At 68.6% G+C, this 12,925-nt stretch carries 13 protein-coding genes and 1 pseudogene; 7 read left to right on the top strand and 7 right to left on the bottom strand.

From position 1 onward, the window contains the following. Nucleotides 1-116 precede the first annotated feature (116 nt). Nucleotides 117-404 (top strand): hypothetical protein, encoded by a 288-nt coding sequence (locus NS2_RS09000; RefSeq protein ID WP_033086852.1) that lies wholly within the window; start codon nt 117-119, stop codon nt 402-404. Further along, a complete protein-coding gene (locus tag NS2_RS08995; protein ID WP_045436869.1) occupies nt 397-738 on the top strand; it encodes a hypothetical protein in 342 nt (113 codons plus the stop codon). The genes NS2_RS09000 and NS2_RS08995 overlap by 8 nt, the downstream gene beginning before the upstream one ends. Nucleotides 739-800: 62 nt before the next feature. Here the strand turns inward: NS2_RS08995 and secG are convergent, their stop codons facing one another. The 3 genes from secG to NS2_RS37280 form a co-directional block, all read right to left on the bottom strand. Continuing rightward, nucleotides 801-1,034 (bottom strand): preprotein translocase subunit SecG, encoded by a 234-nt coding sequence (secG, locus tag NS2_RS08990; protein ID WP_033086851.1) that lies wholly within the window; start codon nt 1,032-1,034, stop codon nt 801-803. Between the two features lie 102 nt (nt 1,035-1,136). Further along, nucleotides 1,137-1,613, bottom strand: coding sequence for a cell division protein CrgA (locus tag NS2_RS08985; protein WP_228102936.1), 477 nt, complete (start codon nt 1,611-1,613; stop codon nt 1,137-1,139). Between the two features lie 293 nt (nt 1,614-1,906). Further along, entirely contained in the window at nt 1,907-2,242 is a 336-nt protein-coding gene (locus tag NS2_RS37280) for a hypothetical protein (RefSeq protein WP_228102827.1), read from the bottom strand. Nucleotides 2,243-2,255: 13 nt separating this feature from the next. Between NS2_RS37280 and NS2_RS37275 the strand changes: the two genes are divergently transcribed. Then, the gene (locus NS2_RS37275) at nt 2,256-2,375 is read left to right on the top strand and encodes an excalibur calcium-binding domain-containing protein (RefSeq protein WP_228102828.1); all 120 of its coding nucleotides are present in this window, start codon (nt 2,256-2,258) and stop codon (nt 2,373-2,375) included. 54 nt (nt 2,376-2,429) lie between these two features. Here NS2_RS37275 and NS2_RS08975 read toward each other — a convergent pair whose 3' ends face one another. From NS2_RS08975 to NS2_RS08965, 3 genes and pseudogenes are all read right to left on the bottom strand, one after another. Beyond that, nucleotides 2,430-4,778 carry an MMPL family transporter gene (locus NS2_RS08975; protein WP_063864950.1) on the bottom strand — a complete coding sequence of 783 codons (2,349 nt, stop codon included), beginning with the start codon at nt 4,776-4,778 and terminating at the stop codon, nt 2,430-2,432. A 234-nt stretch (nt 4,779-5,012) separates the two neighbouring features. Next, a pseudogene (locus NS2_RS08970) lies at nt 5,013-6,600 on the bottom strand (MFS transporter). 352 nt (nt 6,601-6,952) lie between these two features. Further along, the gene (locus NS2_RS08965) at nt 6,953-8,338 is read right to left on the bottom strand and encodes a flavin monoamine oxidase family protein (protein WP_197707919.1); all 1,386 of its coding nucleotides are present in this window, start codon (nt 8,336-8,338) and stop codon (nt 6,953-6,955) included. A gap of 133 nt (nt 8,339-8,471) precedes the next feature. On the opposite strand from NS2_RS08965, the gene NS2_RS08960 reads away from it, so the two are divergent. Next, nucleotides 8,472-9,017, top strand: a complete 546-nt coding sequence (locus NS2_RS08960; RefSeq protein ID WP_158544022.1) for a TetR/AcrR family transcriptional regulator — start codon at nt 8,472-8,474, stop codon at nt 9,015-9,017. A gap of 60 nt (nt 9,018-9,077) precedes the next feature. On the opposite strand, the gene NS2_RS08955 is transcribed toward NS2_RS08960, so the two are convergent. Further along, entirely contained in the window at nt 9,078-9,713 is a 636-nt protein-coding gene (locus tag NS2_RS08955; RefSeq protein WP_033086850.1) for a TetR/AcrR family transcriptional regulator, read from the bottom strand. A gap of 171 nt (nt 9,714-9,884) precedes the next feature. On the opposite strand from NS2_RS08955, the gene NS2_RS08950 reads away from it, so the two are divergent. From NS2_RS08950 to NS2_RS08940, 3 genes are all read left to right on the top strand, one after another. Then, a complete protein-coding gene (locus NS2_RS08950) occupies nt 9,885-11,288 on the top strand; it encodes a lipase family protein (RefSeq protein WP_081985768.1) in 1,404 nt (467 codons plus the stop codon). A 19-nt stretch (nt 11,289-11,307) separates the two neighbouring features. Then, the gene (locus NS2_RS08945; protein WP_033086849.1) at nt 11,308-12,087 is read left to right on the top strand and encodes an META domain-containing protein; all 780 of its coding nucleotides are present in this window, start codon (nt 11,308-11,310) and stop codon (nt 12,085-12,087) included. Between the two features lie 171 nt (nt 12,088-12,258). After that, on the top strand, nt 12,259-12,813 hold the full coding sequence (locus NS2_RS08940; RefSeq protein ID WP_033086848.1) for a 3'-5' exonuclease: 555 nt from the start codon (nt 12,259-12,261) through the stop codon (nt 12,811-12,813). Nucleotides 12,814-12,925 lie beyond the last annotated feature (112 nt).

Raw genomic sequence — 12,925 nt, 5'->3', positions numbered from 1 at the left:
ACGCCGGTCCCGCGGACCTTCATCGAATCCACACATTTCGCCGACTTGGCCGCCGGTCCCGGACAAGCCTGGTCGACAGGTGGCGACCAGCTGTTTTACGATCGTATTATGCGGCCGTGGGATATGAGATTCCCGAGTGGGCCCTGGACGTCGCGGCACGGCTCGGCATCGCGCCCGAGGACATCATGCGAGTCCTGACCGGTCCCGGCCGACGCTGGCCGCGACCGGTGCGCGGAACGGGCGGACTGCCCGTCCTGATGGTCATCGGCCGCTCCGGCGCCGGGCAGCCGCTGGCGGTGGTGGTTCGGCCACTGTCGCAGTGGGATCAGCAGGTCGTCGGTGTCACACCGGTGACCGGCCGGCTCCTCGCCCAGTTCGAACAATGGGAGGCGGACCATGAGTGACTACCCCGACCGGGGCTACCCCCACACGGCCGAGGAGGCCCGCGACTTCCTCGCCGATCTGACCTTCGACGAGGACACCCCCGAACCCGAACTGCCCGGCCCCGACACCCCGGTCACGGTGCTGCGCACGGTGCGCCTCCCCTACGCCATGGACCAGCGCATCCGCGCCGAGGCCGACCATCGCGGGGTGTCCATGTCAGATCTGATCCGCGACTTCCTCACCATCGAGCTGGCCGCCCTCGACGACGACACCCCCATCAGCCGCGCCGACGCCCGCCGCGCGCTGACCGCCGCCCTGGCCAATCTCTCACCCCTGCACCGCAACCCGGCCTGACCACGACGAATCGCCCGGGCACCTGTACCGGTACCCGGGCGATTTCAGGAACTGTGGGACGTTTAAGCGAACTTGATCTCGAGGCCGATCCCGAGAATCGAGATCAACCAGATCAAGCCGAGGAAGATGGTGATCCGGTCGAGGTTCTTCTCCACCACCGTCGAACCCGACAGGCTCGACTGCACGCCACCACCGAAGAGGCTGGACAGACCTCCGCCCTTGGCGCGGTGCAGCAGCACCAGCAGCACCAGCAGCACGCTGGTGATAACGAGGAGGATATCCAGGAACATCCGCATAGCGTGCAGTGTATGCGGTGACCAGCGCCCACAGCGAATCAGCCCTGGTGGCGCAGGGCAGATTCGCCGACAGCCGAACTCGGCGGTGACCGGGCGCCTCGGCTAGTGGACGGTGGCGACGACCGCGACGACCGCCGCGATCAGGAATGTCAGCCATAGGTATCCGAGTACCAGGCCGGTCAGCGCGAGACCGTCGCCTTGCTCGCCGGTGGCGCGGATCTGGGCTCGCGCGATGTGGCCGATCGGGATGGCGGCGAAGGGGAAGACGAAGCCGAGCACGAGCGCGACGATCGACAGCGAGCTCGTCTGTGGGTTGTAGGGGCCGACGAAGGCGACCGGCGCCTTCACCACGGCCCGGGCTCCGATGGCGCCGATCACGCCGATGAGGATCAGCGACAGACCGATCAGGAAGTGCCAGGCACCGAGGCGATACATGAATACGAAGTTGCCCGCGTAGAAGTAGTAGGCGATCAACCATGCGAAGCCGAGCAGCAGCGGGATCAGGAAGATCATCCGAACCGGGCTGGGACGTCGACGAACGGATGGGACGGGCGGGGCAGGGAATTGGGGATAGGGCATCGACATCCGGGGGTCCTTCGATCGACCGTGGTACGCCGTGTATACGCCGACTCGACTGTGTGGAAATCGATTTCGGGCCAGGACAACGCTGGGACACTCACGTCGCCTCGATGCCGAGGCGGGATCGAATGGCACGCGGGCGGCGAATCAGTCTGGAGCGCTGTGACCGATCGTGCCAACTGTTCGCTCGGACGGGTGCCGACCCGCCTATCGGGTGCAGGGTATCGAGCGTGCGGGCACGTCGATGCGAACTCGGCGGCCGCACGCACCATCCGATTCTCCTGGGGGAATGCTCAATTGCGCACCGTTGCACACAATTCGCACGCACTGGGGCGGGGCCTGTTCGTTGCTGTCGCCTGTACGTTGCTGACCTCGGCCTGCGGTTCGAGCGGCAGCGGCGGTCCTGCGCCGACATCGGCGACAAGCGTCGCGGTGTCGTCGAGTAAAGCGCCGGCTTCGAGCACCGCGGCCTCGTCCGCTACGCAGTCGACGCCGCCGGAGACTCCGGCCCCGACGACCGCCGAGCTCCCCACGACGATCGCTCCCCCGACGATTCCGTCGCCCGCCCTGCAGCCACCGCCTTCGGTACAGCCGGCCGCGCCCGAGCCGCAGGCGGCTCCCACGACCACCAAGGCACCGTCGGTGTACTACGGCAGTTGCGCGGAGGCCAAACGGGCGGGGTTCGCGCCGTTGCACCGCGGCGACCCGGGTTACCGGCCGGGGCTGGATCGTAACGGTGACGGGATCGCCTGCGAGAAGTAGTGTTTCGGGCCCGGCCGATCCGCGAAGCACGCGGTGGTCGGCGGCGGGAGCGAGTCAGTGCCGGTGGCGGTCGAGACGCACCGTCGGCGCCTCGCTCTCGATCCGGCGCGGGCGGACTCGCAGGGCAGACCGTGGGCCGGTGGCCGGGGTGCCGTCGGGTAGGAGCGCGATCTGCTCGGTGACGGGGTCGGTGATCGGGGTGGTTTCGACCAGGTCCACCAGCTCGCCACCACCGGGCAGTTCGTCGTCGAGGACCGGTTCGCCGAGCACGATGCGCTGTTGGATCCGTTTCATCCAGACCGGCGCCCACCAGCAGTCGTCGCCGAGCATTTTCATGGTGGCCGGCACCAGCAGCATGCGCAGCACCGTGGCGTCGATGAACAGTGCCGAGACCATGCCGAAGGCGATGTACTGCATCATCACCAGGTCGGAGAAGGCGAAAGCGCCGGTCACGACGAGCAGTATGAGCGCGGCGGCGGTGATGATGCGGCCGGTCTGGGCGGTGCCGATGCGGACCGCTTCGGTGGTGCTCGCGCCGCGGGTGCGGGCTTCGACCATGCGTGAGAGCAGGAAGACCTCGTAGTCGATGGACAGGCCGTAGATGATCGCGATGATCAGCACGAGCACCGGTGAGGTGATCGGCTGCGGGGTGAAACCGAGCAGCGAGGCGCCGTGTCCGTCGATGAAGATCCAGGTCAGGATGCCCAGGGTGGAGCCGAGTCCCAGGGCGCTCATGAGCGCGGCCTTGATCGGCAGCACCACCGAACCGAAGGTGAGGAACATCAGCACCATCGTCACGAACAGGACGGCCAGGATCATCAGCGGCATGCGGTCCAGCAGTGAGGCGATGCTGTCGTACTGGATGGCGGGTTGACCGCCGACCAGAACGGTGGCGTCGCTCGGTATCCGCATCGCGCGCCGGTAGTCGATCGTGGGTCCGGCGTTGTCGCCGTCGGCGAGTGCCGCGGTGCTGGCCCAGACGTCGGACCCGTTCGGTGGTGTGCGCTCGATCTTGAATGCGGCGCGCGCGGCGAGCCCGGGAGCGTTGTTGGCCTGGTTGATGATCGGGCCGACGGTGCGCGGATTGTCGGTGACGATCACCAGTTGGATCGGGTCGGCCTTGCGCAGGGGGAACAGCCGGTCGAAGTCGGCTTGCGCCATCCGGGTCGCGTCGGTCGGCGGCAGGTAGGTCTCGTTGAGCCCGCCGAAGGCCAGGTTCCGGACCGGGATGATCAGCAGCAACAGCACGATGGTCAGCGGCACCAGGGCTTTGATCGGATGCCTCATCACCCGTGCGGTGAGCCGGCCCCAGAAGCCGTCCTCGGCCGCGGTCTTGTTCCCGCGCAGCCGCTTCCACCCGAATTTGTCCACTCGCGGGCCCAGTACCGCCAGCATGGCCGGCAGCAGGGTGACCGCGGTGGCGGCCGCGAGCAGCACCGCCGCCATGGTGCCGTAGGCCACGGACTCGAGGAACCCCTGCGGGAACAGGAGCATGCCCGAACTGGCCGCGATGATCATGGTGGCCGACGAAGTCACCGTGCGCCCGGCCGTCGTCACCGTGCGACGCACCGCCGCACGGGTGTCGTAACCCGCGGCGAGTTCCTCCCGGAAACGGCTGACGATGAACAGCCCGTAATCGATCGCCAACCCGAAACCGATCATCGAAACGACCGCGCTGACGAAGGAGTTCACCTCGGTGAACCTGGTGATCACCATGACGATCCCGGTGGCTCCGACAATGGTGAGCCCACCGACGATCAAGAGCAGCGCGGCCGCGACAAGGCCCCCGAAGATGAGGAACAGCAGCACCGCGACCACGGGCAGGGCCACCACCTCCATCCGGCGCTGGTCCTGGGCCATGGTGTCGAACAGGGCGCCCGCGACCGGTTGCAGGCCCGCGACCTGCACCTCGACGCCGGGAATGTAGAAGGCCTGCTTCACTTCCCGGAAATGCTGCATGGTCACGGTGTCGTCCTCGCCCCGGATGGCGACCGAAGCGACCGCGTGCCGCTTGTCGGCGGTGCCCGCGAGTTTGGGCGTGTACTCACCGGTTTCGGTCTTCCAGTAGGCGCCGTTGATCTTGCTGATCTGGTCTGGATGATCCCTCGGCAGGCTGTCGAGGTTCGCGACGATCTTGCGGCCGAAGGCCGGATCGTCGATGCTGCCCCCTTCAGGCGCGGTATAGAGCACCACCACATCGGCGATATGGTCACGCCCGTAGGTCGCGTCCACCAGCCGCGCGGCCCGCGCCGATTCCGAGGACGGATCATCCAATCCACCTGAGCTGAGCTCTTTCTCGAGCCCGAGCCCGTAGCCGCCGAGCGCGAGCAGCGCACCCGCGACGACCGCGATGACGGCGAATCGGAATCGATGGACGACATCGCCCAACCTGCTGAACAGCACCTGGCTCCCCTCCAAGTCCGAGATGACCTGTCGCGCAATCCGGCAATCCCGCAGGAGGCACACCGCGCGGTCCCCGACGCTACGGACAACACCGGCCCGAAGGCACCACCCCCACGCCCGAACCGACCATTCCTGTCCAGTCCATTACCGCCCTCACACCGATCCCACAGAATCCGCCTCGAATTACGGCGCTGATTCGTGCCACTCGGCGTGACGGGATGCGCGCCAGGGTGGTCAGGGATGGTGGTTGCCCCGGGTGGGGCCGACGGCGATGAGGTGCATGGTGCGGCCTTCGCCGAGGGTGAATTCTTCGACGCGTTCCTCGGCGCGGCGGTCCAGGGCGGTGAGGCGGACCTGGTGTTGGTGCATGTGCTCTTCCCAGGAGCGGACCACGAAGGCTTCGATGTAGCGGTCCTCGTGGCCGACGTCGCGGAACAGGCGCCATTCCATCGCGCCGGTGCGCTGGCGGGAGCGGCCGACGCGGGCCATGGCGTCGATGAATTCGTCGGCGTTCTCGGGTGGGACGCGGTAGGTGCTCAGGACCATGACCGGGCCGTCGGCGGGGGCGGGTTCGAAGACCAGGGACGGTTCGGGCCAGTGCGCGGACGGGGTGGTGTCGACCGAGGCGACGCGCACCGGCCACCACAGGGTGCTCAGTGCGCACGCGGCGAGCAGGGCGGCGGCGAGCAGCAGGGTCTGCTCGGTGCCGACGGCTGCGGCGATCAGGCCCCACACCAGCGAGCCGACGGCCTGGCCGCCCATGAAGACCAGCTGGTAGACCGACAGGCCGCGGGCGCGGACCCAGCCGGGCAGCAGCAGTTGCATGGTCGAGTTCATGGTCGACATGGCGCTCATCCAGCCGACGCCGCCGATCACCAGGAGCAGCAGCATCGGCGCCAGGTCGGTGAGCACCGCCGCGCCCAGGGTGGCCACGCCGAAGGCCAGCGCCGAGACCGCCAGCAGCCGGGTGGGTTGCAGCCAGCGGCGCAGGCGCGCCACCTGGGTCGCGCCCAGGACCGCGCCGATACCCAACGCGCCCAGCAGTATTCCGTAGCCGGAGGACGAAAGACCCAGGCGCGCATGGGCGACCACGGCCAGCAGCGCCCACAGCGCGCTGCCGGGTGCGACGAACCAGCAGGCAGCGCAACAGGACTCGGCGCACCGAGGGCGCGGCGTGGATGAAACGCACTCCGGCTTGCAGGGCGGCGATGGGGCGTTCGGTGGGCAGGTCGCGGTCGTCCTCGGGTCGCCGCCAGCGGATCAGCACGACCAGAATGCCCGCGAAGGAGACGGCGTTGAGCGCGAACACCACACTCGGCCCGGTCGCGGCCACCAGCGCGCCCGCCAGGGCCGGTCCGACCGCGCGCCCGATGTTCATGCCCATGCTGCTCAAGGCGGCCGCCGCCGGAATCTGGTTGCGCGGCACCAGATCCGGTTGAACGGCCTGCCAGGCCGGTCCGGTCAGCGCCTGCCCGCAGCCGAGCAGGAACAGCACCAGCAACAGCACGACCGGCGTGGTGTGCCCGGTCGCGGTGAGCACGGCCAGCACACCCGCGAGGATCGCCATGGCGGTCTGCGCCCCGATGAGCAGCCGACGGCGGTCGACCAGATCGGCCAGCACACCCGAGGGGATCGACAGCAGCATCACCGGCAGCGTGGTCGCGGTCTGCACCAGCGACACCAGCGTCGCCGCATTGGGCTGCTCGACCAGAATCCACTGCGCACCCACGGTCTGCATCCAGGTGCCCAGGTTCGACACCAGTTGCGCGATCCACAGCGCCCGGAACACCGTGTTCGCCAGCGGCGCCCACGGCGACACCACCGCGGGCGCGGGACTTTCGGAGTGAACACGCGTCACGAAAGACAGCTTATTCACAGCAACCGAGAATCCGGTCGATCGGTCCGTGACCTGCGCACAAGCATCCTCGCCGCTCCTGGGCGCGCATCGGCGGCATCCGCCCGGACCGTGCCCCTGGGAGGTGAGACCGGCGAATCCCGGTGGCGCCGTTCGGTGCACCTCGGCGTCGGACGGTACCGCCGAGATCGGTTGGCATCGGCCAACTCCGATGTCACCGGCGAGAGTGCCCGGCTGCCTGTGCGTTCGGCGAACGCACGTGACGCCGAATCGCCCCGAGCAGCCATCGGATCGGGACGGCCGTCGCGGGCCGTAGGTGTCAGCCGGTGATCTGTTCGGCTGCACGCACTCCGGAGGTGTAGGCGCCGTGGACGGTGCCGAAGGATTGACGGCTGGTGGCCTCACCGGCGAAGTGCACGCGCCCATCGATGCCGGCGGCGAGGTGGTCGCGCATGTCGGGGGTGGAGCCGAGTTTGTTGAAGGAGTAGGAGCCCAGCGCGTACGGGTCGGCGGCCCAGCGGGTGAGCTGGTAGTCGATCGGGGCGGGGATGGCGGGTCCGTAGATGGTGCGCAGGGTCGTCATGGCCGCGGCGACGAGGTCGGTGTCGGACAAGGTTTCGCCGGCGGCGCCGAAGTCGGCGGCATTGAATCCGAGCAGGATCGGCTGACCGGCGGCGCGGGAGTAGTTGATCCATTGCCCCCACTGCCCGGCGGCGTTCACGCCGGGGACGTAGGTGAGCCAGTCGGTGTCGGGCCAGAACTTCGCGGGGAACCGCAGGAAGCACTTGTCGAGCACGCCCATACCGAGTTTCGAGATCGCCGTGGCCTTCTCGGTGGGCAGGCCGGGGACGAATTCGATTGCGCCGCTGCCCAGGACGCCCAGCGGAACGGTGACCACGACGTGATCGGCGTCCAGGCCGCCGCCGCGGGTGGACACCCTGACCGCGCGCTCGCTCCAGTCGATGCGCTCGACGACCTGCCCGGTGCTCACGGTCAGCCCCTTGGCGAGGTAGTCGGTGATCGCGCCGTAGCCGGCGGGGAAGAGCACGTCCTGGCCCTTGATCTTGGCGTCGTCGTCGAAGTACAAGCCCGACAGGTTCTCGGCGCTGCCGGAGTACTCGTGTTCGTAGTCGTTGAGCACCGAGGCCACCAGCGCTTTGTCCTCGGCGGCGAGGGCGGGCCAGTTCACGGCGCGTTCGGCGACCGCGCGCAGCGAAGCGTCCGCCGCGTCGTCCGCATCGTCTGCTGCGTCCTGGAAGGTGGTGAGGGCTTCGGCGATGGTGGTGCGCCAGTGTTCGAGGCGGTCGGCGGTGGCTTCGTCGATGCGGTGACCGTCGGTGCCGTAGTCGGTGCCGTCGGCGTAGCTGGTCGCCGCCGTGCGCGCTCCGGCCTTGCGGGCCAGATCGATGATCGGATTGCCGTCCACGCCGTGGATCCAGGAAGCCCCCAGATCGACCGGGGCATCGGGCCAGTGGTCGCTGGTCCGGATCCGGCCGCCGATCCGGTCGCGCGCCTCGAGCACGACGACGTCGTGACCGCGGTCGGCCAGGGTGCGCGCCGCGGCCAGCCCGGCGATCCCGGCGCCGACCACGATCACCTTGCGCGGTCGGTCCGCGGGCGTGTTGTCGTCGCACGCCGCGGCCACCGCGAGTGTCAGCGCGGACAGTCCGGTCGTCCGCAGAAACCGGCGACGGTGCATCACCATGGCCACCCGATCCTTACTCTCGCGGGCTGCCCGACGGCCGGGCACCCGGAGACCTCGTAAAATGAAGAGCTGATACACCGAAGAATACTTTGAGACAACGATGTGTCAAAAGAGACGATGGAGTTGGGCTGGAATGAGAACCGACGCAGTGGAGGTCCTGGATACCGCGATCCCGGTCCTGGCCAAGGATCGAGGGGCGTCGATGCAGGTTATCGCCCGTCGCGCGGGCATCAGCCGGGCCACGCTGACGCGCCTGTTCCCGACCCGGCAGGTTCTCGTCCAGGCCATGGCCGCCAAGATCCTCGACGACTGCGACCGCGCCCTGACCCCCGCCGAAACCGGCCCGGAATTCAGCCCCACCCTGCTGGCCGGACTGCTGGAGCAGTACGTGCCCTTCGCGCAGCTGTGGACTCTGGTCTACGTCGAACCCGATGTCCTGGGCGCCCCCGAAGCCAGCGAGCAAGCCGAGAAGATCTTCACCCGTACCGTCGCGATCATGGCCGCCGGGCAGGCCGCCGGCGTGCTCCGCGCGGACATGCCCCCCACCTGGCTGGCCTCGACATTCTGCGGGCTGGCCGAAACCGCCTGGGAATTGACCGTCGAAGGCCACATGGGCACCCGCCAGGCCCCCGGCTTCCTCACCGAAATCCTGCACCACGGCCTCACCGCCACGCCCTGAGCGACCGCGTGAAGCGTCGGTCGCACCCGCCCGCCGGCGGATGCCGAACCGGGCCGAAGGTCAGCTCTCGGGTGCCGCGGACGCGGAGCGGGCGGAGTAGACGGCCAGCATGTCCTCCACCAGGCGCAGCACCGAGTCGTCCAGATCCGGCCGCTTGTAGACTCCGCGCACCACAGCCTCACCCGAGAACACGTGCAGCAGCATGAAGAACAGCGGTTCGCGGACCCCGGCGGGGAATTCGGCGAACAGTTCGGTGCGTTCGAGGGTGGCCGCGATCTGGCTGTAGTAGTTCTCGGCGATGGGCGCGATGCGTTCGCGTAGCTCGGTGTCCGAGCGGGCGGCCAGGTAGATCTCGCGCAGCGCGTGGGTGAGGTTGGACTGCTGGGCCATGCGCAGGAACCGCAGCGCGACGTCGAGCGGGTTGTCCTGCGCGCCAAGGTGTTCCATGGTGACCGTATAGCCGACGAGCTGGCGGGCGAACACCTCCTCGGCGGTGCGCACGATGAGATCGAGGCGAGTGTCGAACTGGCGGAACATGGCTCCGGCCGAGAGTCCGGCGCGCCCGCAGATCTCCTGCACGGTGGTCCGCTGGTAGCCGACCTCCCCGATGGCGTCGATGGTGGCGTCGACCAGCTTGGCCACGGTGGCTGCCCGGCGCTCCTGCTGAGTGCGCCGCGGGCGGGAAACTTCGCTCACGAGCGACCATCCTGCCTGCTACCGGGCTCACAGCAAACATCCGGCCCGACGTGACCGTTGACACATTCCCGGTGCGCCCCATATTGCCTGGGCCAGTTACTTAGGAATCAACCGCTCTCTATATTTCGGGGCGGGGCACTCGGCCGCCGCAGCTGCCCGGAGGAGTTCGATATGACAGCGGGGAACAGGACGATCGCCCAGGTGTGCGCGGCGGTAGCGGCGGGATTGACCGTGGCGGTCTGCCCGGCGGTGACCGGGACCGGCGCGGCCGACCCGGTGCCGGTGCAACCGGCACTGCCCTTCCCGACACCGCCTGCACCGCCGTATCTGGATCCCGGCTTCTACCAACCCGATCCCGCCCGCGTGGCCGCGGCGCAGCCCGGGGAGATTCTGGCGGCCCGGCAGGTGAATCTGGCCAATGTGTGGCTACTGCCGTTGAACGCCACCGCGTGGCAGCTGTCCTACCGCAGCACCGATACCCGCGACGACCCGATCGCGGCGGTGGCCACGGTGGTGGTGCCGCATCGGGCCGCGCGCAGCGGGCAGCGCGGGCTGGTCTCGTTCCAGATGGCCGAGGATTCGCTCTCGATCAACTGCGCGCCCTCCTACGCCTTGCAGATGGGTTCGCCGCCCAATCCGCTCAATCCGGTGATGGAGGCCGAATTCGTCGAGGTGCAGGCCATGTTGCAACTCGGGCACGCGGTGGTGATCCCCGATCACGAGGGCCCGAACGCGGCGTATGCGGTCGGGCCGCTGGGCGCGCGCATCACCCTCGACGGGATTCGGGCCGCGGAGGGCTTCGTACCGGCGGGGTTGCCCGGCACCGAGGCCCGGGTGGCGATGTGGGGCTATTCCGGCGGCGCGATCCCCACCGCGCACGCCGCCGAACTAGCGCCCGCCTACGCGCCGGAGCTGAATCTGGTCGGGTCGGCTACCGGCGGGCTGATGGCCGATATTCGCACCGCCATCGACTACAACAACGGCACCTCGACCTTCGGCGGCGCGGTGCTGGGCGGGCTGTTCGGGGTGGCGCGCGAGTATCCGCAGTTGAACCGATTCCTCGACGAGCACATGAACCCGCTGGGCAAGGCGGTCCGGCTGGTGCACGAGAACCAGTGCGTGGCTTTGCAGTTCGCGGCGTTCCCGTTCGCGAACATCAAGGGGATGTTCGACTATCCCGGCGATCCGATGCTGGCCCCGGAGCTGCAGCCGGTGCTCGACGAGCTCAGCCTCGGCCACCGCGGCACCCCGCCCACGCCGCTCTACCTCTACGAGGGCACCTTCGACGAGGTGATGCCGCTCAACGCGGTGAACAACACCTACGACATCTACTGCCGCGATCCCGGCGCCCGCGTGCAGTACACCCGGGATCTGTTCAGCGAGCACGGCATCGCGGCGGTCTCCAATACCGCGAGCGCGGCCATGTGGCTCGACGACCGCCTCAACGGGGTGCCCGCGCCCGTCGGCTGCCACAACCGCGACGTGTATTCCGGGCTGCTCGATCCCGGCGCGATCGCCACCTTCGTCGACGTGATCGGCCAGACCCTCGCGTCGGCACTCGGGATGCCGGTGTGACGCCCGTACGATCGGCTACATGTCAGCAAATCGTGTGTGGGTGCTGCTCGCCCTGACCGCCGTGGCCGCCGCCGGATGCTCCTCGAGCGGCGGCGTCGGCGACACCCCGCCCGCCTCGCCGATGGGCCGCTCGTTCGTCTCCACCGCGGTGTCGGGCACCCCGATCCCCGGCGGCGGCCCGCTCACCCTGCACTTCGCCGACGGCCGGGTCTCCGCCACCGCCGGCTGCAATACCGCCACCGGACCCGTTGACCTGCAAGGCAATACGCTGCACGTGGGCAAGAGGGCAACCACCCTGATGGGCTGCCCCGGCGATCTGGCGGGCGCCGACGGCTGGCAGGACGGCCTGCTGCGCTCCCAGCCCACCTGGACCCTGGTCGGCGATACCCTCACTCTCGAGGGCAACGGCTCCACGGTGACCCTGCTCGACCGCAAGGCCGCCAACCCCGACAAGCCCCTCACCGGCACCACCTGGATCGTCACCGCCCTGCTGCGCCCCGAGGCCGAGGTCCGCTCCGCCACCCTCGACGAGGTCCGCCCGACCCTCACCATCACCCCCGACGGCAAGGTCTCCGGCACCGCCGGCTGCAACACCGTCACCGGCACCGCCGCCATCGACGCCGACACCATCACCTTCACCCTCGCCACCACCCGCAAGATGTGCGAACCCCAGGTCATGGAGCTCGAAACCCAAGTCCTCCAGGCCCTCGACGGAAAAACCACCGCCACCATCGACTCCGACCAACTCACCCTCCGCAACTCCACCAACAACACCGGCCTCAAACTCCGCGCCCAGTAACCCCCGAGATCGCCGAGCGGCAAGCGCTGGAGGGGAATTGTCCGAAAACGCCTCCAGGACTTGCCACTCGGTGAAAGAGGTCTTCCTTGTGAGTGCGGGAGCGCTGGTGTCGGCCGCCGGGATCGAAAAACGTTGTCGCCGGGGTGTGGTGGCGGGCTAGCGTTTCGGCCCATGGACGAGAGATATCTGAACGTGGTGGACGTGGAGGCCACCTGCTGGGAGGGGCCGAATCCGCCGGGGCAGCCCAACGAGATCATCGAGATCGGGCTGTGTGTGCTCGATGTGCGCACGCGGGAGCGGGTGGAGAAGCACTCCATACTGGTGCGGCCCGAGCATTCGGTGGTCAGCGAGTTCTGCACGAGCCTCACGACGCTGACGCCGGAGCAGGTGGCGGGCGGGACCGGTTTCGCGGCGGCGTGTGCGTTGCTGCGCAGCGAGTTTCGGGCCGATTCGCGGCCGTGGGCCAGCTGGGGGGATTACGACCGCAAGCAGTTCCTGGCGCAGTGCGAGGGAACGGGGGTGCGGTATCCGTTCGGGTCGCGGCACACCAACGCGAAGCTGGCGTTCTCCACCGCGCGAGAGACCAAGCGCCGCTACGGGATGGCGGGGGCGTTGCGACTGGCCGGTCTGCCGCTCGAGGGCACCCATCACCGCGGCGGGGACGACGCCTGGAACATTGCCGCCCTCATTGCCGACATGCTGGAGACGGATCACTGGCCGAGCTGATCGGTGGTGGTCCGGTCGGACTGGCCGAGAGATCGGAAGTTGCCGCGCCAAGCGTCGTTTCAGATCTACGCTGAGCGCGACATATGGGACATATGGGAGGGCGTCATCAACG

It is taken from the genome of Nocardia seriolae NBRC 15557 (genome assembly GCF_007990715.1).
Taxonomy (GTDB): domain Bacteria; phylum Actinomycetota; class Actinomycetes; order Mycobacteriales; family Mycobacteriaceae; genus Nocardia; species Nocardia seriolae.
Note: the sequence above shows the minus strand (reverse complement) of the source record. Positions and strands in the feature narration are given on the sequence as shown.

Coding starts and splice junctions, on each gene's coding strand:
- NS2_RS08985 (WP_228102936.1), bottom strand. CDS start 1,613: ATGCCCTATCCCCAATTCCCTGCCCCGCCCGTCCCATCCGTTCGTCGA.
- secG (WP_033086851.1), bottom strand. CDS start 1,034: ATGCGGATGTTCCTGGATATCCTCCTCGTTATCACCAGCGTGCTGCTG.
- NS2_RS08950 (WP_081985768.1), top strand. CDS start 9,885: ATGACAGCGGGGAACAGGACGATCGCCCAGGTGTGCGCGGCGGTAGCG.
- NS2_RS08960 (WP_158544022.1), top strand. CDS start 8,472: ATGAGAACCGACGCAGTGGAGGTCCTGGATACCGCGATCCCGGTCCTG.
- NS2_RS08940 (WP_033086848.1), top strand. CDS start 12,259: ATGGACGAGAGATATCTGAACGTGGTGGACGTGGAGGCCACCTGCTGG.
- NS2_RS08945 (WP_033086849.1), top strand. CDS start 11,308: ATGTCAGCAAATCGTGTGTGGGTGCTGCTCGCCCTGACCGCCGTGGCC.
- NS2_RS08965 (WP_197707919.1), bottom strand. CDS start 8,338: ATGGTGATGCACCGTCGCCGGTTTCTGCGGACGACCGGACTGTCCGCG.
- NS2_RS08995 (WP_045436869.1), top strand. CDS start 397: ATGAGTGACTACCCCGACCGGGGCTACCCCCACACGGCCGAGGAGGCC.